At 61.3% G+C, this 19161-nt stretch carries 24 protein-coding genes and 2 tRNA genes; 17 read left to right on the forward strand and 9 right to left on the reverse strand.

What is annotated here, in order from left to right; genetic code table 11:
- Positions 1–9 precede the first annotated feature (9 nt).
- The 3 genes from ABMA46_RS10200 to ABMA46_RS10210 are packed head-to-tail and all read left to right on the forward strand — an operon-like array spanning position 10 to position 1149.
- Positions 10–372: a hypothetical protein gene (locus tag ABMA46_RS10200; protein WP_348999225.1), complete on the forward strand. Its 363-nt coding sequence runs from the start codon at positions 10–12 to the stop codon at positions 370–372.
- Positions 369–584, forward strand: a complete 216-nt coding sequence (locus ABMA46_RS10205; protein ID WP_348999226.1) for a hypothetical protein — start codon at positions 369–371, stop codon at positions 582–584. Before ABMA46_RS10200 ends, ABMA46_RS10205 begins: the two co-directional genes overlap by 4 nt.
- Positions 585–642: 58 nt before the next feature.
- Positions 643–1149 carry a hypothetical protein gene (locus tag ABMA46_RS10210; RefSeq protein ID WP_348999227.1) on the forward strand — a complete coding sequence of 169 codons (507 nt, stop codon included), beginning with the start codon at positions 643–645 and terminating at the stop codon, positions 1147–1149.
- A gap of 10 nt (positions 1150–1159) precedes the next feature.
- On the opposite strand, the gene ABMA46_RS10215 is transcribed toward ABMA46_RS10210, so the two are convergent.
- Positions 1160–1546 carry a hypothetical protein gene (locus ABMA46_RS10215; protein WP_348999228.1) on the reverse strand — a complete coding sequence of 129 codons (387 nt, stop codon included), beginning with the start codon at positions 1544–1546 and terminating at the stop codon, positions 1160–1162.
- Between the two features lie 51 nt (positions 1547–1597).
- Between ABMA46_RS10215 and ABMA46_RS10220 the strand changes: the two genes are divergently transcribed.
- Complete coding sequence (locus ABMA46_RS10220; protein WP_348999229.1) at positions 1598–4135, forward strand: phage tail length tape measure family protein; 2538 nt, start codon at positions 1598–1600, stop codon at positions 4133–4135.
- Here the strand turns inward: ABMA46_RS10220 and ABMA46_RS10225 are convergent.
- Positions 4132–4524: a hypothetical protein gene (locus ABMA46_RS10225; protein WP_348999230.1), complete on the reverse strand. Its 393-nt coding sequence runs from the start codon at positions 4522–4524 to the stop codon at positions 4132–4134. The genes ABMA46_RS10220 and ABMA46_RS10225 overlap by 4 nt on opposite strands.
- A 67-nt stretch (positions 4525–4591) precedes the next feature.
- Between ABMA46_RS10225 and ABMA46_RS10230 the strand changes: the two genes are divergently transcribed.
- The 10 genes from ABMA46_RS10230 to ABMA46_RS10275 all read left to right on the forward strand — a co-directional run bounded on the left by ABMA46_RS10230 (position 4592) and on the right by ABMA46_RS10275 (position 13968).
- Positions 4592–4942 (forward strand): hypothetical protein, encoded by a 351-nt coding sequence (locus ABMA46_RS10230; protein WP_348999231.1) that lies wholly within the window; start codon positions 4592–4594, stop codon positions 4940–4942.
- Positions 4939–5448 carry a DUF1833 family protein gene (locus ABMA46_RS10235; protein ID WP_348999232.1) on the forward strand — a complete coding sequence of 170 codons (510 nt, stop codon included), beginning with the start codon at positions 4939–4941 and terminating at the stop codon, positions 5446–5448. The genes ABMA46_RS10230 and ABMA46_RS10235 overlap by 4 nt, the downstream gene beginning before the upstream one ends.
- A 1-nt stretch (position 5449) precedes the next feature.
- A complete protein-coding gene (locus ABMA46_RS10240) occupies positions 5450–5848 on the forward strand; it encodes an NlpC/P60 family protein (RefSeq protein WP_348999233.1) in 399 nt (132 codons plus the stop codon).
- On the forward strand, positions 5845–9792 hold the full coding sequence (locus tag ABMA46_RS10245; protein ID WP_348999234.1) for a host specificity factor TipJ family phage tail protein: 3948 nt from the start codon (positions 5845–5847) through the stop codon (positions 9790–9792). The genes ABMA46_RS10240 and ABMA46_RS10245 overlap by 4 nt, the downstream gene beginning before the upstream one ends.
- Positions 9789–9995 (forward strand): hypothetical protein, encoded by a 207-nt coding sequence (locus tag ABMA46_RS10250; RefSeq protein WP_348999235.1) that lies wholly within the window; start codon positions 9789–9791, stop codon positions 9993–9995. The genes ABMA46_RS10245 and ABMA46_RS10250 overlap by 4 nt, the downstream gene beginning before the upstream one ends.
- 1 nt (position 9996) lies before the next feature.
- A complete protein-coding gene (locus ABMA46_RS10255; RefSeq protein ID WP_348999236.1) occupies positions 9997–11304 on the forward strand; it encodes a hypothetical protein in 1308 nt (435 codons plus the stop codon).
- Positions 11301–11840: a DUF4376 domain-containing protein gene (locus ABMA46_RS10260; protein WP_348999237.1), complete on the forward strand. Its 540-nt coding sequence runs from the start codon at positions 11301–11303 to the stop codon at positions 11838–11840. Before ABMA46_RS10255 ends, ABMA46_RS10260 begins: the two co-directional genes overlap by 4 nt.
- 146 nt (positions 11841–11986) lie before the next feature.
- Positions 11987–13096: a peptidoglycan-binding protein gene (locus tag ABMA46_RS10265; protein WP_348999238.1), complete on the forward strand. Its 1110-nt coding sequence runs from the start codon at positions 11987–11989 to the stop codon at positions 13094–13096.
- Positions 13093–13374, forward strand: a complete 282-nt coding sequence (locus ABMA46_RS10270) for a hypothetical protein (RefSeq protein WP_348999239.1) — start codon at positions 13093–13095, stop codon at positions 13372–13374. Before ABMA46_RS10265 ends, ABMA46_RS10270 begins: the two co-directional genes overlap by 4 nt.
- A gap of 192 nt (positions 13375–13566) precedes the next feature.
- Positions 13567–13968 carry a DUF1515 family protein gene (locus tag ABMA46_RS10275; RefSeq protein WP_348999240.1) on the forward strand — a complete coding sequence of 134 codons (402 nt, stop codon included), beginning with the start codon at positions 13567–13569 and terminating at the stop codon, positions 13966–13968.
- 57 nt (positions 13969–14025) lie between these two features.
- Here ABMA46_RS10275 and ABMA46_RS10280 read toward each other — a convergent pair whose 3' ends face one another.
- The gene (locus ABMA46_RS10280; RefSeq protein ID WP_348999241.1) at positions 14026–14226 is read right to left on the reverse strand and encodes a hypothetical protein; all 201 of its coding nucleotides are present in this window, start codon (positions 14224–14226) and stop codon (positions 14026–14028) included.
- Positions 14227–14342: 116 nt separating this feature from the next.
- Between ABMA46_RS10280 and ABMA46_RS10285 the strand changes: the two genes are divergently transcribed.
- On the forward strand, positions 14343–14606 hold the full coding sequence (locus tag ABMA46_RS10285; protein WP_348999242.1) for a DUF982 domain-containing protein: 264 nt from the start codon (positions 14343–14345) through the stop codon (positions 14604–14606).
- Positions 14607–14620: 14 nt separating this feature from the next.
- On the opposite strand, the gene ABMA46_RS10290 is transcribed toward ABMA46_RS10285, so the two are convergent.
- The 3 genes from ABMA46_RS10290 to ABMA46_RS10300 are packed head-to-tail and all read right to left on the reverse strand — an operon-like array spanning position 14621 to position 15757.
- The gene (locus ABMA46_RS10290; protein WP_348999243.1) at positions 14621–14809 is read right to left on the reverse strand and encodes a hypothetical protein; all 189 of its coding nucleotides are present in this window, start codon (positions 14807–14809) and stop codon (positions 14621–14623) included.
- Positions 14806–15486, reverse strand: coding sequence for an SOS response-associated peptidase (locus tag ABMA46_RS10295; protein WP_348999244.1), 681 nt, complete (start codon positions 15484–15486; stop codon positions 14806–14808). The genes ABMA46_RS10290 and ABMA46_RS10295 overlap by 4 nt, the downstream gene beginning before the upstream one ends.
- A 10-nt stretch (positions 15487–15496) precedes the next feature.
- A complete protein-coding gene (locus ABMA46_RS10300) occupies positions 15497–15757 on the reverse strand; it encodes a hypothetical protein (protein WP_348999245.1) in 261 nt (86 codons plus the stop codon).
- Between the two features lie 93 nt (positions 15758–15850).
- Between ABMA46_RS10300 and ABMA46_RS10305 the strand changes: the two genes are divergently transcribed.
- Complete coding sequence (locus ABMA46_RS10305; protein ID WP_348999246.1) at positions 15851–16165, forward strand: hypothetical protein; 315 nt, start codon at positions 15851–15853, stop codon at positions 16163–16165.
- 483 nt (positions 16166–16648) lie between these two features.
- Here the strand turns inward: ABMA46_RS10305 and ABMA46_RS10310 are convergent.
- Positions 16649–16725, reverse strand: a tRNA-Asp gene (locus tag ABMA46_RS10310).
- 250 nt (positions 16726–16975) lie between these two features.
- On the opposite strand from ABMA46_RS10310, the gene ABMA46_RS10315 reads away from it, so the two are divergent.
- A tRNA-Val gene (locus ABMA46_RS10315) sits at positions 16976–17051 on the forward strand.
- A 129-nt stretch (positions 17052–17180) separates the two neighbouring features.
- Here ABMA46_RS10315 and ABMA46_RS10320 read toward each other — a convergent pair.
- Together ABMA46_RS10320 and ABMA46_RS10325 are read right to left on the reverse strand one after the other, a co-directional pair.
- On the reverse strand, positions 17181–18479 hold the full coding sequence (locus tag ABMA46_RS10320) for a M23 family metallopeptidase (protein WP_348999247.1): 1299 nt from the start codon (positions 18477–18479) through the stop codon (positions 17181–17183).
- Positions 18480–18594: 115 nt separating this feature from the next.
- The gene (locus ABMA46_RS10325; protein WP_348999248.1) at positions 18595–19104 is read right to left on the reverse strand and encodes a peroxiredoxin; all 510 of its coding nucleotides are present in this window, start codon (positions 19102–19104) and stop codon (positions 18595–18597) included.
- Between the last annotated feature and the right edge of the window lie 57 nt (positions 19105–19161).

The following is a 19161-nucleotide window of genomic DNA, read 5'->3' on the forward strand; positions in this document are numbered from 1 at the left end:
GGATAGGACATGGCCAAAGCATCAGCCGCCGACGTGAAGAAGGCTCGCATTGACATCGAGGTCGACGGCGAGCCAGTCACCCTTATTCCCAGCCCAGACGCGATCATCACCCTGTCGCGCGCCTATGACGGCTTCAAGCCGCTCCTGGATGCCATCAGCCGGTTCAACTTCGACGCCATCAGCGGAACGATCGTTGCTGGCGCCGGGGTCGATGGCAAGGACGCGCGCGACATGACCCAGAAGGTAGCGAAGACCAACATCATCGAACTGGTCCCGCCGCTCACTGCGTTCGTCATGATCCTGCTCAACGGTGGCAAGCCGCTGGCGGACGATGACGGCGAGAAGGAGAATGCAGACCCTTCTCGCTCGTGAGCCTGCCGGACTATGCCGACGGGCTCGTGAAAATCGCTATGGGCTGGCTTGGCTGGGATTTGGACAAGGCGATGCGGTCGGACTGCCTCGCCATCCAGATCGGTTATGAGGGGCGGAGCGACATGCTTGCCGCAATCTTCGGTGGGGAGAAGAAGCCGGAGGAATTGCCGGCCTTCGGGCCGGGGATGATGGGGAAGCGAGGAGCGGCCTAGGGCGTGACTCTGGTTCCCGCTGGTGCTTTTATCCCTTCCCGGGTCATGGGAGGGGATCATGGACTGGGGCGGGCTTATTCGCGCGATATCGGAACGCGCGTTGTTCTATGCGGTGCTTGGCGCTGTTTTCTTCGGGTTGGCTATTGGAGCAAGGCGGATGGGAATTGACCTCGCCACGCCGGTTCTGCCGTGGCTTAACCTTGCGTTTCTCGCCTGCGTCAGCCTGATAATCGTGGAGGGTGGCCGGCAGATAATTGCGGCCGTCAAGTCGAAGCGATCCGAGCGGCAATACAAAGAGATGGAGGAGCAGGACGCGCTAAGAAACATCGCTTCCCTCTACCCGGAGGAAGCGGCTGTTCTGAAGTCGCTCCTATCCAAACAGGCCCCGCGCCGATTTCAGGTCCATACGCTCAGTACCGGAAATGCCCTACTGCAAAAAGGGGTTCTGGTCGCGGTGCGCAGCGTTGGCGTGTCGGGCGACATTTGCGAGGTGCACCCGGCCATCTATGCGCGGCGAGATCAGATCGCGCCGCAGCTACCGGATAAGAAGGACGGGGCGGTCTAGTGCCGCCCTTTCATTCGGATACCTGTAACTTATCCAACCGCGCTTGAGCCCAGAAAGTCCCAAGGCCGGTAATCCGTGAGCTTGTAGCTATTTCCGGGAAGTCTAGTAGGCATTGGTCGGCCTTTTTGGCTTCGTCCGGGATTGTGGCCTCGTCAACGTGCATGCCTCTAACTTTCTGGCCAAATTCAAACACGGTGTCGGCGCACTTTTCTTTCTGCGCTTGCCGTTCGGCAGCAGCTATTTCGTTGGCTCTCTGGGCTTCAATCTCTGCCTTGGCCGCAGCGACTCTCGCCAATTCAGCCTGGTAAACGACCCACTTTGACCAAGCGAGAAAGCCGCCGCCCGCGATGATCACGATGCAAGCGGCCGCGACCAAACCTTTCAACCAATTATCCATCCCCGCACCTCCTGAGGGCGCGGAAGGTATCGCACGTCGCGAGGAAAATCCATGAGCGTTGCTGATCTTGGGCTGAGGATAGACAGTTCTCAGGCGAAAGGTGCCAAGGCCGACCTCGACGCCTTTTCCGCTGCGAGTGGAAAGGCAGAGGCGGCGGCTGAAAAGCTTGGACGCGCGTCCGCCAAGGCCAATGCGGATATGGCCAAGATCAGCGCCGCCGTGACACAGGCAAACTCTTCGCTCGATAAGTTGGTAGCTGAGGCGGGGCAGAGTAATGCTTCGTTCCAGAAGCTGATTGCGACCGTTGAGCAGACCAACGCTGCCATCGAGAAGCTCGGACGGGGAGCACCAAAACTCCCGAACCCGAAGCCGTTCAACGACAATCTCGGGCAGACGAACAAGCTGGGCAAGCAGACCACCCAAATGTTCTTGAACCTGTCCCGGCAGGGCAACGACGTTGCGACGATGTTCCTGCTCGGCGCGTCGGCGCAGCAGGTTTTCTTCAGCCAGACGGGGCAGGTGATCGATGCTCTCCAGTCCGGCCCCGGTGGCTTGCGCGGCTCCCTTGAGTTAATCCGCAGCAGCTTGCTTAGTCTGATCACCCGCTTCCCTCTGGTGACGGCGGGCATCGGTGCTGCTGGTGCGGCATTCGTGGCCTACAAGGCCCTTGGCGGCTCGCAGATCAGATCGCTGGATGAAATCCTGAAGGAGCATGAGGCGAACATCCGTCGTCTAGGCGATGCCTATGATGAGGCGAACGAAAAGCGGAAGAAGTACGCTTCTCTCGGGTCCCAGGCTGTAAACGCCCTCAACGAAGGTCCGGCGAAAGAGACCCGCAATCTGCTTGCCAGGCAGATCAACGATATTTTCAGCGAAGTCTACAAGCAGATTGGAGCCGGTGGCGGCAATCAAGGCGCGCTCCAGCGCGTTCTGAAGTCTCAATTTGAGCCGTTCAGCGCAGCGCTGGATGACTTGGCGAAGGAGGCGAAGAAAGCCAATCCGGATATTGTCTCCATCGGTGAGAAGATCGCCAATATCGCCAAGACTGATCCGGCCAACCTGAATAAAACCCGCGACATTCTGCTCGGCCTTTTGAAGGTTGCCGGCGACACGGCTGCCGAACTGCCGAACACGTCGCAGAAGGTCACGGACCTTACGGACATCGTCAACGAGTTCAATCTGAAGATTGCGGCCGTAGATTCCGGTCCGCTGCACAAGGCGCTTCAAGACATTTTTGACAAGGCGAAGGACGGTAAAGAGCCTCTCGACACGATCCTGCTTGATATTGCCAAACTGGAAGCCGCGAACCCCAGCTTCGCCGGCATCATCGAAGGGCTGAAGGGAATCATCGTGCAGGCGGTCGGGGCGTCCAATGCGCTCGCTCAGGCATATGCGGCTGTGGGCGGTTCTCCCAACGGCCGGCGCTATGACAACGGGCGCGGCACGCCGAACCCGTACGAATTGAACCTGCCGGCAACCGCGCCGACGCCTGAGGCCCGCCCGTCAGTCGAAGATTTCTATGCTCGCCGGGACAAAGCGCTGGCAAAGGCCGCGCGTGCGCCAAACCCGTATCGAGATATCCTGAAGAATGCCGACGACCGCATCAAGCAGATGCAGACCGAACTCGACCTCATGGGCAAAGTCGGGGTCGAGGCCGACTCACTTAGGAATTATCAGGACCTTCTCGCCAAGGCGACCGATCGCGGCCGCACCGTAGGCGAGAAGCAGAAGCAGGAGTTGCACGACCGCGCCGAGGCGATGGCGAAGCTTGAGGACGCCACGAAGAAGGCGAAGCTGACCCAGGATTTGCTTTTCGATCGGGCGCAGATGTTCCGGTCTCCGATCGACCAGACCATCGCCGAGACCATGCGGAGTGCGGGGCTGGAGGTAGACTTCGAATCTCCCATTGCCGGAATGATCCGCTTCAATGAGCAGTTGAAACAGGCGAAGGATTACGCCGACGATTTCGCCAGCACGTTCGTTGACGGGATCATGAACGGTGAGAACGCCCTCGATGCGCTCGGAGACGCCGCTTCATCGGTACTCAGCGACATCGCGAAGGAACTGATCCAGATGGCGATGAACCAGATGATCAATAGCCTGCTTCAGGGTCTCATTGGCGCTTTCGGCGGCGGTTTCACGGCTAACACGAGTCTGACGTCATACCTGACAGGCGATCCGTGGGCAGGGTTGCGCGTGGCGTCGGCCAAGGGAAATGTGTTCTCTGGTCCGGGCATCAGCGCCTATTCGAACCAGATCGTGACCAAGCCGACAATCTTCCCCTTCGCAAAGGGGATGGGCCTGATGGGCGAAGCTGGCGCCGAAGGCATCCTCCCTCTTCGGAGAAATAGCCAAGGGCAGCTCGGCGTGATGTCGTCCGGCCAAGGAGGCGCCCTTAAGGTTGAGGTCAACAACTACGGCGAACCTGCGGACGCCACGGTCAGCCAGCGCACCGACGCCGACGGGACAAGGGTTCTCGAGGTGATGATGGAGAAGAAAATCCAGGACGAGGTGACGCGGCCTTCTGCTCAGACCAACCGCAACCTGCGCGGTATGTATGGCTTGTCCAATCAGGTGGTGCGGCGTTAGGAGCAAGTCAAATCGCCAGACGCCCAGCGGAGAAAGTCCTTCTTATAGGTTCGGTGGTTGCTGTGAACGGAAATCTTGGAGCTTTCTCCGGCGTCTTCGATTTTCGCAGTCAGCTCGAATGTTCGGCTCCCCATGTTGTTAACGACGACGCTGATCGTACCGTAACCCAGGGAAGGGTAGATATCATCTTCAACCTCCCCGGATTGATACATGCCAGTGGCGTCCCAACACCGCTTCGCGGTCGTCGCCAACCGCTCGTACACTGATCGGTAGTCGCCCGACGCATTCAGTGTAACGGCATCGGTCTGTGCCTCAAGACTTGCTGCCGAACCGGCGCAGCCGGCGAGAAGAAGCGGCAATGCCACTGGCAAGATATTTCTGAAATTCATGACAGGCCCTCCACTGCGCGCACGCTACTTAGCCGCGAAGGCGAAGGTCAATACTCAACGGTGAACAATGATCGCTTGGCCTTCCACGCTGCCGCAAACCTTCATGTCGGATGGCTACCAATCCGGCGAAGGTGATGGGCGCATCCGGAGCACGACGGATTCAGGTATTGCGAAACTGCGGCGTCGTTTCTCGGCCGTGGCCCGTCCTCTCTCCGGCTCAATGTTCATGACCGATATGCAACTCGCCGCGTTTCGCACCTTCTTCGAGGAAACGACCGGTGGCGGTTCGCTGCCGTTCACATTCCCCGCCCAAGACGAAGCGGGGACATGGACGGTGCAGTTTGGCCAGAACGTCCCGTCGTGGGGCCGTATGGCGCTGGGATGGTCGGTGAAACTCGAATTGGTGGTCCTGCCATGAGAACAGTCTCGGCGACCTTCAAAGAGGCGATGTTCAGCCAGGAGACCGACGAACTTCCGGTTCTCTTGCTCACCATCACTCATCCGGACCTTGAAACCGTCTGGCGGCTGTCTTCGGACAACAAGGATCTGCTCGACGAGGAGAACCAGCTTCGCGGCACGATGAGCCGCGGCAACGATTTCTACTTCTACCCGATGAGCGTGTCGCTGCCGGAAGAGGGGGACGACGCCTCCAACGTCATCCAGATCACGCTCGACAACGTGTCGCGAGAGATCACGCCGCTGCTGCAATCGACGGTCACCCCGGCGCAGATCACGATCGAGGTGGTGCTCGCCAGCGCGCCCGATGACGTCGAGATCGAGTTTCCCGACTTCGAGTTGGCATCGGCCGATGTCGATGCGGGGTCGGCGGTCCTGTCGTTGACCGTGGACACGATGGCATCCGAGCCGTACCCGGCCGACAATTTCACGCCCAGCACATTCGGCGGGCTGTGGGCCACGACATAGCATGATCGACCTGAACCGCTTTGTCGGCCTGCCTTGGCAGGATCGCGGACGCACGCCCCATGGATGCGATTGCTGGGGGCTGTTGCGGCTGGTTTATGCCGATGCGCTTGGCATCTGTCTGCCAGACCATTCGAACGGCTATGCGGACACCTCAGATGGGGCGATCTCCGACCTTATCGGCACGGGTCTCTCTGACTGGCTTCCAGTTGTTGCCGGGACAGAGCGTCCGCTGGATGCCATCCTGATCCGACAGGCGCCATGGCATGTCGGCGTCATAGTCCGCCGCGGCCTCATGCTGCACATGCCGGAAAACCAGACCAGTTGCATCGAAGCATACGACACAGGCCGATGGTCGCGCCGTGTCGAGGGAATCTATCGTCACAGGGAGGCTGCACGATGAACGCTATTGTCCGCGCGCCGCTCTCTGGCGAAATCCTTAGCCCGGCAGATATCATCACGGTCACCGCTGCCGTTCATCCGCTCAAGCCGAACGCCGAACTGCTGATCCTGCCGGCTGGCCTGTCGGTCGCCGAGATCATCCGCGAGGTCGGCAAGCGCTGCTGCGTCTCTCGGCTCGCATCGGGCGCTAACGTTTCGATCAGCGGCCATGTCATTCATGAAGAATTCTGGCGCGGCGTAAGGGTGAAGCCTGGTGCTCACGTTGTAGTGCGTGCTCGTGCTGGGAAAAGCCTCGGAAACATCTTCAAGACGATCCTGATGATCGGCCTTGCTGTCTTGGCCCCTTGGGCTGGCGGGCTCATAGCAACGGCCGGTTGGGGTCTTGGTCTCGCGGCAGGAACATTCGGAGCCCAACTAGCAGCCGGGATTATTGGTGGCGCTATCCTGGTTGGTGGCAGCCTGCTGCTGAACGCGCTGTTCCCGCCCACCCAAACCAAGTCGATCACGGAAAGCCAATCATATTCCATTTCGGCCGGCAAGAACGGTGCATCCAAGTGGGGTGCGATCCCGGTTGTTCTCGGCAAGATCAGGGCGATGCCGAAATACGCGGCGCTTCCCTATACCGAATTCGATGGTGACGATCAGTATCTTCGCCTGCTGTTTGTCTGGGGTTACGGCCCCATGAAGATCGAAGACATCAAAATCGGAGACACTTCGATCGACGAGTTCGATGATGTCGAGATCGAGACTTTCGAAGGCTATGCCGACGACGGGCAGCAGACGATCTACCCGTCCGAGGTCGTGCAAGACGATATCTCTGTCGATCCTCCCTACAACGACCCAGTGGTTCGAACATCTGCGGAAGACGCCGATGAGATCGTGCTCGATTTCGTGGCCCCAACGGGCATCGGCAAATTTGACAAGAAGGGAAACATCGACAGTCGTACGGTCCAGTTCAAGATTGAGATGTCGCCGGCCGGGGCAGGCACATGGACCAACAAAGGAACGGTCAGTTTCTCTGCGAAGACCAGCAAGGCGCTGCGTCGGTCGTTTCGCTACCCGGTGACGAAAGGCGAATATGACATCCGCGTCACCCGCCTGACCGCAAACAGCGACAGCACCAAGGTTCTGGACGACGTAACATGGACGGCGATCAAGAGTTTCCGAACCGACAACCCGCCTATTTCGTTTGGCAAGCCTCTGGCAATCACCGCCATGCGCATCCGTGCCACCAAGCAGTTGAACGGCGTTGTGGATACCCTGAACGGACTGGTTACCTCGGTAGGCAAGTCGTGGGACGGTACTTCATGGGTTGATGCGCAGGAGACGCGCAATCCGGCCGATCTCATGCGGTTGGTGCTGCAAGGCCCTGCTAATGCGCGCGCTGTCCCCGATAGCCGTCTTGATCTCTCCACCTTTGCCGCCTTTGCCGAGCGCTGCACATCGAAAGGCTTCACCTTTGACATGTACCGCGACTTCACCGCGTCGGTGCGCGATACATTGGCGGATATCGCGGCTGCTGGTCGGGCGACGGCGGTTTTCAAGGATGGCAAGTGGTCCGTGGCATGGGAGCAGGACGATGCTCCTGTCATGCAGCATTTCACGCCGCGCAATAGCCGTGATTTCCGCTGGACCCAGACATATCGAACGCTCCCGCATGGCTTGCGTTGCAAGTTCGTCAATGCAGACAAAGACTATATCGAGGACGAAATCCTTGTCTTCGATGAAGGCTATACGAAGGACAATGCCACTCTCTACGAGCAGGCGGAGTTTCCGGGAGTCACATCGGCCGAGCAGGTCTACAAGCAAGCTCTCTATCGGATAGCGGACGCGAGGGAGCGCCCAGCCGTCTACACCGTGACGGTAGATTTCGAGCATCTGGTTTCGCAGCGTGCTGATCGGGTCGCCGTGCAACATGACGTTATCCGGCAGGGCCTTTGTTCGGGCAGGGTTAAGGCCGTCTCCGGCCAGCAGATCACGCTCGATGAGCCGGCCGTCATGGAGGAGGGCAAGTTCTACGGCATCCGTTTCCGGCTCGCAGACGGCACATCGGTCGTGCGCAATGTCACGACTGCCGCGGGAGAACAGTCTGTCATCACCATCGTTGGGACCGCGCCCGAGGTCGGCGACCTCTACTCCTTCGGCGAGCGTGACCACGAGACAGGCATCTACCGGATCCTGCGCATCAGGCCGGGGGATGATCTGTCGGCGGAACTCGACCTGGTTGATGATGGTCCAAACGTTCAAGCGGGCGACAGCGAAACTGATATCCCCGGTGGTACGGTTACACCGATACCTCCGCTTTCCAGCCTTACGCCATTCGGCCTTCACGCAGAGGGCTTTGTTCAGTCTGGTCAGACCGGCAGCACCTATGTCGTTCGCGTCTACTGGCAGGCGGTGCTTGGGCCGCAATACACTTCGTTCGAGGTCGTTGGGACGAGTGACGGTGGTATCATCAAGGAGACCGTCGGCGCGGATGACCGCGTTGCCGAGTTCGATAACGTCCAATCGGGATCGTGGTCTTTCACGGTTCGCGGGCTGATCGAAGGCGGCAAATACACGCTGCCATCGGCTCCTCTCGCCGTGAACATCGATGTCCCTTATGACGACATCGGTGTGGCGACCGAGGACTTGGCTGCTGATTTGGCCGACCTCCACGAATGGACCGGCAACGCCGTCCGTGACGTGCTCGACGAGCTGCGCGCTGTGTCGGCATGGGCGGCCAACCAGGAACTGTCGAACTTCTCCGACAAGCAGCAGTTGCGTACCGAGCTTCGGTCGGAGGGCGACGGCATCACAGCCGCCTATACCGACGCGATCACGGTTGCGACGGGGCCGGGATCGGCATTGTCGCAGCGCATCACGACGTTGGAAGCAGAGATACCGGACTTGGCGTCGGCCGAGGCGCTTTCGGCGCTCGATGCTCGCGTCACAACGGCAGAAGGCGACATCGTCTCCAACGCCGATGCGATCACCTCACTGACCACGACGGTAGCCGGCAAGGCAGACGCCTCGACAGTCTCAGCGCTGTCGAGCACCGTCTCCACTCAGGGTGGGACCATCACCTCGCAGGGCGACGCCATTACGGCATTGCAGAACTCCGTCAACGATCCGGTGACGGGTTTGGAAGCCACGGCCGATGCTGTGAGTTCGCTCGGGACGACGGTGACGAGCCTTGGCGACGACATCACAGCCAACGCCTCGGCCATCACGGCCCTTCAGGCCAGCTACGGCGATGTATCGGCCGGCGCGACATTCCGCATGGGCACGGGGTACACGCCAAGCACCGGCTGGGATTCTATCATCGGACTGGAAACGCGCGTCAACTCTGGCGGCTCGTTCCGGTCAGCCGGGCTTTTCCTGGTGTCCACGGCTGATGAAGCGCGCATCATCCTTGATGCAGACCAGGTAGCGGTGGTCGCTGACGATGTAGTCGCCGCGCTATTCGCAAGCGGCACGACCTTCATTGACAATGGCCGCATCAAAAATCTGACCGCCGCAAATATCATCGCCGACAAGCTGGATGCTGCCGAGGTTCTTCAGAACGGGACACTGGTCACGGACCTGATCGGCAAGGACACCATCATCGCTAACGACTCGATGAGTATCTACACAGATGTGGGCATAGGCGCCGTCGGCGTGATGAACACTATCGCGTCCCTCGATTGCCCAAATCCCAATCCGTCCTTCGTGCTCATTGATTACAGCCTCACCGGAGCGGGTGGCGGCGGCACCGCGGTATACGTCACAGCCCAACTTGTTCGGGACGTAAACGGCGTTGAGACCGTGCTGAAAGAAATACGCGGCACCACCATTTCGGGCTTCATGATCGATGAGGGCGCCGCCATCGATACGGTCTACAAAATCAAGGCAGGCAACAGGTCAACGGGTTCAACCATGGCCAATTCGGGCGGCACCGTAAAAATCATCTGGTGGAAACGATGAAGAAGACCCAACCCGCGGCGGTGTCGCCGGCGGTGATCGACCGCGAGGCCGCTCTCCAGCAAAAGCACCTTCTCTCCTACTGGCAGGGCCGCGCCTTGGCGCTCGCCCAACAGGTCGAGGACATGCGCACTTCGCTTGAGGAGAAGGTGAAGGAAGCCGTCGAGGCGAGGCTGGCCGAGACCGGCAAGGCAAAGGCGAAATAGCATGGCAGTCCAAAACGATTACACCTCAGGCACGATTACGCTAACCAGCGGATCGGCCAACTTCACCTCCACCGGGGCGGCGCTGCAATCGGCCGGCATCCGGGCCGGCGACGAAATCCTGCTCCCGGCCAAGGGCATGGTGCTGGTCATCGCCTCGATCACAGGCGAGAACGCCGGCACGCTGGTCCAGAACTGCCCCGCTGGCGCGGCAGGGGCCGCCCAGCCCATGCGCATCCGCTTCCAGCCTGACGGGTCCCGCTATACCGCGGCGGCACGGGCGCTGGTGGAGCTTCTGGCTGATGGAAAACTCGCATCGCTGGCGGGGCAGACGGGCGCGGCAAACAAGCTGCCATACCTGACGGGCGCAACGACGTTCGGACTGACCGACCTGACCGCCTTTGCTCGTACGCTGCTGGATGATGGCAGCCAAGATGCTGTTCTTACGACGCTCGGGGGCACCGCGCTCGGCAAGGCTCTGTTCGCGGCCGCCAATGCCGCGGCGGCGCAGCTATCGCTTGGCGTTCGCGAGGTGCTGACGGCCAACCGGACTTACTATGTCCGCACTGACGGCAGCGACAGCAACAACGGCCTCGCCAACACGGCCGGAGGCGCATTTCTGACACTTCAGAAGGCATGGAACGTCGTCGCAGCGCTCGACATGTCGCTCTTCAGCGTCACCATTCAGGTCGCCGATGGCACGTATACGGGCGGGCTCAACATCACTGCCGCGCCAGTTGGTGGAAGCGCCATCACGATCCAGGGCAATGCCAGCACCCCTGGCAATTGCTACATGAACCTGACCGGTAACTTCATCGCGGTAAACACCCCGCTGACCGCAAGCGTGACGGTGAATGGGTTCAAGGTAAAGCCCGCTGGGTCCGGCTACTCTGGCATCAGTGTGAACGCGCCGGCGATTGTCACGGCGATCAACATCGAGGCTGCCGGCGGGAGCACGGGCGGGTTCGCCGGCTTCTACCAAGTCACCGCCCAAGGCGCGAAGCTCTATATTAATCCAATAGGCCAGTCGATCACCGGAAACCTGTCGGCGTACGTGTCTGCGGTCGCAGGCGTCATTCAGTTTTTCGGCGGCACGATCACGGTGACAGGAACGCCCGCCTTCTCGTGGGTCTTCGCCATCGCAACGCGCGAGGCTTACGTCATCACTGGTGGCGCGGCGTTCAGTGGAGCGGCAACCGGCAAGCGCTACTCCGTGACCGAAGGCTCGATCATTAATACCGGTGGCGGTGGCGCGAGCTTCTTCCCCGGCGATGTCGCCGGCACGACGGGAACTGGAGGCCAGTATCTATGAGCGATACCCCTTACGACCCGTTCGCCTGGTTCTGGCAGATCGGCGACGACGACAGCCGTTACTGGTCGAGCGCGGCGGGCGCCTATATCGAGACGTTGCCGGACGGTGCAGGTCTCACACGCATTGCCAGCGAGGCCGAGCTTTCGGATGTTCTGCGACCCTACGGCCTTCGCGTGCCGGTCGCCAGCAACGAAGATGTCAACGCCGAGCGCGAGCGCAGGATCGCCGCCGGCGCCACCGTGACGGTCACCGCCGCGGGCGCGATCCCCGTTCAGGGCCGCGACGTCGACGTGCGCAACCTGCAGGGTCTCGGTCTCGCCGCACTGGCCCGCGTGTCGGCCGGCGACACCACGACCATGACCACGTTCCGCGACGCCGACAACGTTGATCATGATCTGACACCGCCACAGGTGTTGGAGCTGGTTCAACGCGCCGCCGGAGTGGTCGAGGCCATCATCACGGCCTCATGGGCGATCAAGGCGATGGACCCGCTGCCGGCGGACGTGACGGATGACGCGCTGTGGCCTTCCACCTGATCAGCGCCAGAACCACCACGCCACCGCGACGATAACGAGCGTCCAGATCACGCCGCGCCAGAAGCCACGCCTGCCGTGCTGATGTGGGTCGAACTGATCGTCTGAGGCCATAGCGGCCACCTCACCACAACCGAAGGAATATGACCATGACGAACGTGCCTGCCGGTGCGGCGATGCTGCTCGACTTCATCGGATCGATCGAGGCCCCGCATGGCTGCGACACGATCTATGGCAACAACCAGGCGAAGCTGCCGAAGCCGCTGACCAAGATGACCATAGACGAGGTCATCGCGGCCGGCCCGAGCTGGACCAAGCGGTTCGGATCATCGGCGGCCGGCAAGTTGCAGTTCATGCGCGCGACGCTCATCCGCCTGAAGAAGGTTCTGGGCCTGACCGGCAAGGAACCGCTCGACGCCGCCATGCAGGATCGTCTCGGCTACCAGCTTCTGAAGGAAAGGGGCTTTGACAAGTTCCTCTCCGGTTCGCTCAGCCGCACAGTGTTCGGCAAGGCTCTGGCACAGGAATGGGCTTCTTTCCCAGTCCTTGCCACCACGAAGGGCCAGAAGCGTCAGGTGGCGCGTGGGCAGAGCTACTATGCCGGCGACGGTCTCAACAAATCTCTGGTGAAGCCTGAGGCCGTCGAGGCGATGCTCGACAAGGCGAAGGCTGCTGAGGGTACTGTTGCCGCACCGGCGCAGAAGCCTGTTCTCGTCGAGGCGAAGGTGCCTGCACCGGCCGCGCCGAGCGATAAGGACATGGTGACGCGCGTCCAGCAGCAGCTCAAGGATCTCGGCTACACCGAGGTCGGCGCTGTCGACGGAAAGATCGGCACGATGACGGCGACCGCGATCCGCGCCTTCCGCGCCGAGAACGGCTTGCCCGAGGGCGACAAGATCGACGATGCCCTGCTGCTGGCGCTCCAGAAGGCCAAGCCGCGCCAGATCGCACCGGAGCGCTCGGATGCCGCGCCCGAGGTCGTTCGCGACAAGGTGCCCGAGGTCAAGACGAACTGGATGACCAAGATCGGGGCGTCCTTCACCGGCATCGCCGCGCTGGTCGGTTCGTTCTTCGACGGCATCGTGGGCAATCTAGGTTCCGCGGCCGGCTACATCCAACCGGTCAAGGACGCGGCCGGTGATGTGCCTGGCTGGTTCTGGCTACTGCTGATCGCGATCGTTGCCGGTGGGCTCTACCTCGTTGCCCGCCACGGCGAACAGAAGGGCGTCGAGGCGTTTCAGACGGGGGCGCGGCGATGACCGCCATCATCATCGCCGCTATCGCACGCATGCTCGGCATCTCGCCGGCCGTTGCACAGGTCATCGCCATCATGGTCGCCATTGCCGTCGCCCTCGGTGGCGTGTGGGGCGGCTACGAATACATCAAGCATCAGGGTGTCGTCGAAGAGCGCGCCCGCATCGACAAGGACAACCAGGATGCGACCGACAAGGCTTTCAACGCTGCTCGCTCTTTCGATGATTGCGTTGCCGCTTCAGGCGTGTGGGACTTCCGGCGTCAGAAGTGTCTCAGGCCTTAAGTCGGTACTCGGCGACGATCTCGCCGGCGCGCAAGGCAAGACGCTCTCCGACCAGACGAAGATCGATCGCAACATGGCGCGGGGCTGCGCCGCCGACGTCTACAGCTCATCGGCATGTGATCGGCATACCAAGGCCAGCGCCGCGCGCCGGGCAGAACTCAAATAGCACCACAGAAATAGGGGCGCGGGCCGATGGCTGCATCTTCATACAAGAGCCTCGAGATGATGATCGGCGGCCTCCTCGAGGCGACGCAGAGCATGCAGCGGGACATCACCGAGATCCGGCGCGACATCAAGGAATCGGATGCGCGGGCGGCCCTATCCTACGAGCAGTCGGAACAGCGCTCGGCGCAAAGCCGCGCGAAGATCTACGCAAAGGCCGACGAGATGTCGGAACGCATCGGGAAAACCGAGAACGCCGTCAAGACGCTCACCGACGATATGACAGAGGTAAAGCAGGTGACGGCCGAGGTAACGCGATGGAAACTCATGGGGCTCGGCGCTCTTGGCGTCACCGGTATGGCCGCCGCGGCCGTCGCCTCCTTCATCACCGCCTACTGGCATGACATCTGGCGACTGCTTCGCGGCTCCTGATCTCCCTGATCAGATACCAGCAATAGGAGCGCCCGCTGGCCGAAAGGCTGGCGGGCCTTATTGCTTTTTCCAGGCATAAACTTCTGGCTGCCCATCGGGTACGCCAGACGCCGGTATATCCTGCTCCAGCAACTGGCTGAGCACGATATTGACCTCCCGTAGGAGCCGCAGGGTATCCTCTTTCGACAGAATATCGACGTAGTCGATCGCGTCCTGGACATTCATCATCAGATCGAGGCCGCGTTGATGCACTTGCATGTGAGCCTCCCTGGCTGCCCCCAGCCTAGCCTATGGAAGCACCCCCGCGGCGCGAATGCAAACAGGGAACGATTCGAAGGCAGGGCCGTTCGAATCAGGTTCGTAGCGAGTGTGTCATGCGTGATGAGAACTTCGATATCCCGGTCACGGTCGAAACGGCGCAGAACGGCCGCTTCCTCACGGTCACCCGCACCGCGCAGGCGGCGGACTTCCTCCTTCATAAATGGCCCGGCAAACGGGGTCCGAAGCATCGCGCTGCGCTTCAAGCCATGATGGACGTCATGGAAGAGCGCAAGGTCGTGGCCGCAGCTCGCAAAGCATTCACGGCCGCCGCGAAGGAGGCCAAGGTGTTCATCCGGGAAGGGCCTGACGCGGGCTGACAACTGTCTTCCGGTCAGAGATACCGCTCGCCGTCGCCTCGATGCTCGCCGCAGAACCAGCGCGCCGGTTCATCTTTGCGGCGGCTGAAACCCCACCCGGCCCATGCACTGCATCCGTCATGCTCGCACCGATGCTCGTAGATGCCTGTCGGCGCGGATGAAGGCGCAAATCCTTCCGGAAGGCTGGTCGGTTCGTCGTTCATAGCAATGATCCCTGCGCTGCTTCTTCCTGCGGTTTCGCCGGCGGGTCTACCACGATCAGCGCGTCATCCGGCAATGGTCGTTGCAGCGCTTTCGCTTCTTCCCACGGTGCTGTGAGCCAAAGGTCGATCTCCTCGGCCGTCGTCAGAATTGCCGGCATAGCCTTCTGATGGATCGGCGCAACCACTGCGTTCGGCGTCGTAGTCAGAAAGCCGTAGAGCTCGAACTCCCTTTCCCCGTCGCGAACCTTCTTCACGCCCTTCCACGGTGTCCAGACGCCGGCAAAGGCCATCAGCGGCCGGCTCTCGTTACGCGCAAACCAGGCGTTCGGCGTCCTGCCGCCCTCGACCTTGCTGGCGGGGTCCGGTTCGGCGAAGCTGGTGAAGGGGACGACGCAGCGACTTGATGGCCCCAGCCAGCGCCGCCAGTGCGGCGATGCCACATTCCTCAGGTTCGTCACTCCGGGGTCGTAGTTCTTCACGTAGGCCGGAGGGGAGGGCATTCCCCAGGTCATAGGAGCGACCTCGCGCTCACCATCGGTCCCGACGCGCACGACGGGCGCCAGCGTGCCAGGGTACACGTCCCGGCTCGGCTCATTGAAGCCGGACACATCCCGCATGGCGCGCGTCAAGGCGATGATCGCCTCTCGATTCGTGGTGACGTTGTAGAGGTTGCACATGGCCAAAAGCCTAGTTCGGTTTCTTGAGCCCGAAAAGCCTCATCATATAGCCGTCAGTCTCGCCGCGCATGTGGTCCGAAAGAGCGAATGCGTGCTCCTCGTCCATCGCTGAAATCCATATGGCATTTGCAAGGCAAAGCGCCTGCTTCTGGCTGACATCGGTAAGAGGCCTTAGCATGTCGCAGATTTTGATAGCGATGTCCTCGATCTGCTTTTCTTCGCGCAGCACCGCAGCTTTGATTTCGTCAATTTCAGATTGGGGGAGGGGCATGTTTGTGGCTCCTTTCCTCCAGTGAACGAAATGAGAACAAAAGAGTCAAGCGACCCCTTGACGAAATAGGAAATCAGTCCTCTTTCATAGGGGATGCCGGAACCATATTGGCCCAAGGACAGGAACGCCTATACGCTCAGGATGGCCGAGCGGAACCGCACCATCGTGCGTGTTCGCTGCGCCTACTGCAAACGGGTTGCCTACTACCACCCCGTCGATCTGATGGAGATATGGGGCGACGTCGAGGTTGACGACCTCATGCACAAGATGCGGTGCGAGGCCGGAAAGGATCACGGCAACATGGACGTCCGGTGCATCTCGCCGTCGGCCGAGGAAATGCAGGGCATGAAAATCAGGCGCCTCACCGGGATCGTCCTCACGCGACGGCCGGTCTGGAGTGAGAAATGATCGAGGGGAACGGGACCACCTACCCCTTCTCCCTCGATACGCTCGGCAAGATCAAGCAGACGGGAGACACCATCTCCCTGAACTGCAACGTCTGCCACAAGCACACCATGCTTGACACGGACAGGCTGATAGAGCGGTTCGGGCCGGATCACGGCTGTCTGGACAGGGACCTGCGACCGCATTTCTATTGCCAGAGATGCCGGGAAGCGGGGCGCAGGGAGAGGGATTTCAACTTCATTCTGCATAATCCGGCGCCGACCAGCGGGCCATATGCGAGGGCGCCTCGGGGTCAGTAGCCCGTCCAAGGTCGAATGATCGACCAGATCGCGTAGCCGACCATATAGAGCAGCACGACCGGCAGGGCGATGTTGACGATGCGTTGGGAGAGAGAGCGGCGCATAGAACAAACCATGCCAAAAGTTTGAATTGCCGGTCTGGCGTTCAGACTTTTTGAGAACAGTAATACGCTAAGCTATTGAAAAATGGCGCGAGTGACGGGGCTCGAACCCGCGACCTCCGGCGTGACAGGCCGGCACTCTAACCGACTGAGCTACACCCGCGCTTGCGGCGCATGCGGCGAACCGCCTGCGTCGTGGGGCGGTGGATAAGGGGTTCACCGCTGGGTGTCAAGCGGCCCGCAACGCCTATTGTTAAAAAGCCGGGCCGGCGTTTCTTCCGGCCTGCGAGGCTGCCTGAAGAGGGGCGAAGATACGATCTCCTGCCTGCGTGAGCGAAAGATCGCCAACGCCGCCCAGGCGCCGTGTTCGGTCTTGCGCAGAGGCCGCGGAATGCCTAAAAGTCCGCCCCGGCGGGCGATTAGCTCAGTTGGTAGAGCGCCTCGTTTACACCGAGGATGTCGGGAGTTCGAGTCTCTCATCGCCCACCATTTTCCGGATGGATAGGCCGCGTCTCAATTGCCAGCCGGTGAAGCGCTGTCTTGCTCCTGGTTGATGAAGGACTGGAAGCCCCGTCGGGATATTGAGGCGCACGCCGCGGCGGACTGCCGCCGGCGTTCCTAAAGCAGCTTCGCCACCTGCCTGCCGACCTTCAGGAAACGAAGCGGGTTCACCGGCTCGCCGTTGTGGCGCACTTCATAATGCAGGTGAGGGCCCGTGGAGCGTCCGCTCGATCCGGTCTCGCCGATCTCGTCGCCTGCCGCGACCGTCTGGCCGACCTTGGCGAGGATCTTGCTGAGGTGGCCGTAGCGGGTGGAGAATCCGTTTCCGTGATCCACCTCGACCATGCGGCCATAGCCGCCGGCCCAGCCGGCGCGGACCACCTTGCCTGGAGCCGTCACCCTTGCCGCCATGCCGACCGGCGCGCGGAAATCCATCCCCGAATGAAACGCGGCCGATCCCAGGATCGGGTCCGTGCGGACACCGAACGGACTGGTGACCGTATGGCCCGGCGCCGGGTTGGCGAGCGGCAACCGCCGCGCCTCCTGCTTGACCTGGTCGAGCATGTCCAGCGCCTCGTCCAGGTCCTTGACCTTGGAGTCGAACATGGTCGCCTTGTCCAGCGGGATCAGCGGGCCGCCGACGTCGCTTTCGTCTTTGCCGAAATCCTTGTCCACCGGCAGGCCGGCGACCTGCAGCGCTTCCGCGATCGCGTCGGCGTTCTGGTAGGCCGCGTCGGCCAGTCTGGAAACGCGCGTCAGTTGCTCGTTCTCGATCGTATGCAGCGATTTGTTGATCGAGACGAATATCTTGTCGGCCTTGTCCGCCGTCGTTTCGCCCGAAAGGGTCCTGTCGCGCGTCGACCACAGAGAGAACGGTTGCATGTCGGACAAGCCGAGGCCGGCCAGCGACGCCTGTTGCACCGGCAGGTCGGCTCCGGCCCCGATCTCGGCGCGCTCGTCGGGCCGTTGTTGCGGCATCGGCGCGCTGTCGGGCAGGGCGTCGGCATGCACGTCGGCTTCGGCCCGTTCGATGATCGTGCCGAGGCGGCCGTGCCGTTGCGTGAGCTGGGCCTGACGCTGCAGCAATTCGCTCACCTTGGTTTCGACGAGCTGCTGGTCGAGAAGCTGGCGACTGGTGATGCGATCGACCTGAGCGCGCAGCGCCGAGATCCTGTCCTCGTAAGCCTGCTGCATGCGCGCCTGCTGCGCGGTGGCGGCACCGATCAGGTCGTCGCGCAGCACCAGGTAGGACGTCGCGAGCAGGTAGCCTACCGCCACAGCGGCCATTGCCGAACCCATGAACGCAGCCATCCACGGGCGGACCGTGAAGTGCCGGATCTCGTTGCCCCTGGCGATGATGACTGTATGAGGTTCCTTGCGTCTGCCGAATACCGCTGACTGGCCGGTTACGTTCACGACACCAAGCTTTCGTTTGCCACACCCGATGCGATTACACATCGTTAGGGTTAACAAAGCCTTGTCGGACGAGGCTGACGGTTAAGGATGTGGAGGAGAGGACGCGCCGCGCCGCTCAGTTTCCCGCGGACCGTTCCTTCGCGAGGGCGCGCACCGCCTCGAGGACCTCTTCGGCGTGTCCTTTCACCCGCACCTTACGCCAGATGCGGGCGATGCGACCGTCGGGATCGATGAGGAACGTCGAACGCTCGACGCCCATGTAGCGCCGGCCATACATCTGCTTTTCCACCCACAAATGGTAGGTCTCGATCGCCTTGCGCTCCTCGTCAGCCGCAAGACTGACCGTAAGCCCATGTTTCGCCTTGAATTTGTCGTGTTTCTTCGCGCTATCTGGCGACAGGCCTATCACGGCGGCTCCGGCCTTTTCGAAGTCTGGCAGCAGGTGCGAGAAGGCGATGGCCTCGCTGGTGCAGCCCGTCGTGTCGTCCTGCGGGTAGAAATAGAGCACGACCGGCCTGCCGCGCAGGCTTGCGAGGCTGATCGTGCCTCCGCCGTCGCGGGGAAGGTCGAAATCGGGCGCCATGTCGCCTGCGTCGAGAGTGCCGCTCGCGTCGGGATCAGCCATATCCGGCCTCCTGTTTGAGGTTACGCCGCAGGCGCTACCGATATAGGGTCTGGCAGG

It is taken from the genome of Mesorhizobium hunchu, assembly GCF_040081975.1.
Classification (GTDB): domain Bacteria; phylum Pseudomonadota; class Alphaproteobacteria; order Rhizobiales; family Rhizobiaceae; genus Mesorhizobium; species Mesorhizobium hunchu.

Bases quoted from the DNA above. Each gene is read 5' to 3' on its own strand.
- ABMA46_RS10225 (WP_348999230.1), bottom strand. From the start codon at position 4,524: ATGAATTTCAGAAATATCTTGCCAGTGGCATTGCCGCTTCTTCTCGCC.
- ABMA46_RS10250 (WP_348999235.1), top strand. From the start codon at position 9,789: ATGAAGAAGACCCAACCCGCGGCGGTGTCGCCGGCGGTGATCGACCGC.
- ABMA46_RS10285 (WP_348999242.1), top strand. From the start codon at position 14,343: ATGCGTGATGAGAACTTCGATATCCCGGTCACGGTCGAAACGGCGCAG.
- ABMA46_RS10245 (WP_348999234.1), top strand. From the start codon at position 5,845: ATGAACGCTATTGTCCGCGCGCCGCTCTCTGGCGAAATCCTTAGCCCG.
- ABMA46_RS10300 (WP_348999245.1), bottom strand. From the start codon at position 15,757: ATGCCCCTCCCCCAATCTGAAATTGACGAAATCAAAGCTGCGGTGCTG.
- ABMA46_RS10255 (WP_348999236.1), top strand. From the start codon at position 9,997: ATGGCAGTCCAAAACGATTACACCTCAGGCACGATTACGCTAACCAGC.
- ABMA46_RS10325 (WP_348999248.1), bottom strand. From the start codon at position 19,104: ATGGCTGATCCCGACGCGAGCGGCACTCTCGACGCAGGCGACATGGCG.
- ABMA46_RS10215 (WP_348999228.1), bottom strand. From the start codon at position 1,546: ATGGATAATTGGTTGAAAGGTTTGGTCGCGGCCGCTTGCATCGTGATC.
- ABMA46_RS10210 (WP_348999227.1), top strand. From the start codon at position 643: ATGGACTGGGGCGGGCTTATTCGCGCGATATCGGAACGCGCGTTGTTC.
- ABMA46_RS10295 (WP_348999244.1), bottom strand. From the start codon at position 15,486: ATGTGCAACCTCTACAACGTCACCACGAATCGAGAGGCGATCATCGCC.
- ABMA46_RS10260 (WP_348999237.1), top strand. From the start codon at position 11,301: ATGAGCGATACCCCTTACGACCCGTTCGCCTGGTTCTGGCAGATCGGC.
- ABMA46_RS10275 (WP_348999240.1), top strand. From the start codon at position 13,567: ATGGCTGCATCTTCATACAAGAGCCTCGAGATGATGATCGGCGGCCTC.
- ABMA46_RS10200 (WP_348999225.1), top strand. From the start codon at position 10: ATGGCCAAAGCATCAGCCGCCGACGTGAAGAAGGCTCGCATTGACATC.
- ABMA46_RS10270 (WP_348999239.1), top strand. From the start codon at position 13,093: ATGACCGCCATCATCATCGCCGCTATCGCACGCATGCTCGGCATCTCG.
- ABMA46_RS10290 (WP_348999243.1), bottom strand. From the start codon at position 14,809: ATGAACGACGAACCGACCAGCCTTCCGGAAGGATTTGCGCCTTCATCC.
- ABMA46_RS10265 (WP_348999238.1), top strand. From the start codon at position 11,987: ATGACGAACGTGCCTGCCGGTGCGGCGATGCTGCTCGACTTCATCGGA.
- ABMA46_RS10220 (WP_348999229.1), top strand. From the start codon at position 1,598: ATGAGCGTTGCTGATCTTGGGCTGAGGATAGACAGTTCTCAGGCGAAA.
- ABMA46_RS10230 (WP_348999231.1), top strand. From the start codon at position 4,592: ATGATCGCTTGGCCTTCCACGCTGCCGCAAACCTTCATGTCGGATGGC.
- ABMA46_RS10235 (WP_348999232.1), top strand. From the start codon at position 4,939: ATGAGAACAGTCTCGGCGACCTTCAAAGAGGCGATGTTCAGCCAGGAG.
- ABMA46_RS10280 (WP_348999241.1), bottom strand. From the start codon at position 14,226: ATGCAAGTGCATCAACGCGGCCTCGATCTGATGATGAATGTCCAGGAC.
- ABMA46_RS10305 (WP_348999246.1), top strand. From the start codon at position 15,851: ATGCCGGAACCATATTGGCCCAAGGACAGGAACGCCTATACGCTCAGG.
- ABMA46_RS10240 (WP_348999233.1), top strand. From the start codon at position 5,450: ATGATCGACCTGAACCGCTTTGTCGGCCTGCCTTGGCAGGATCGCGGA.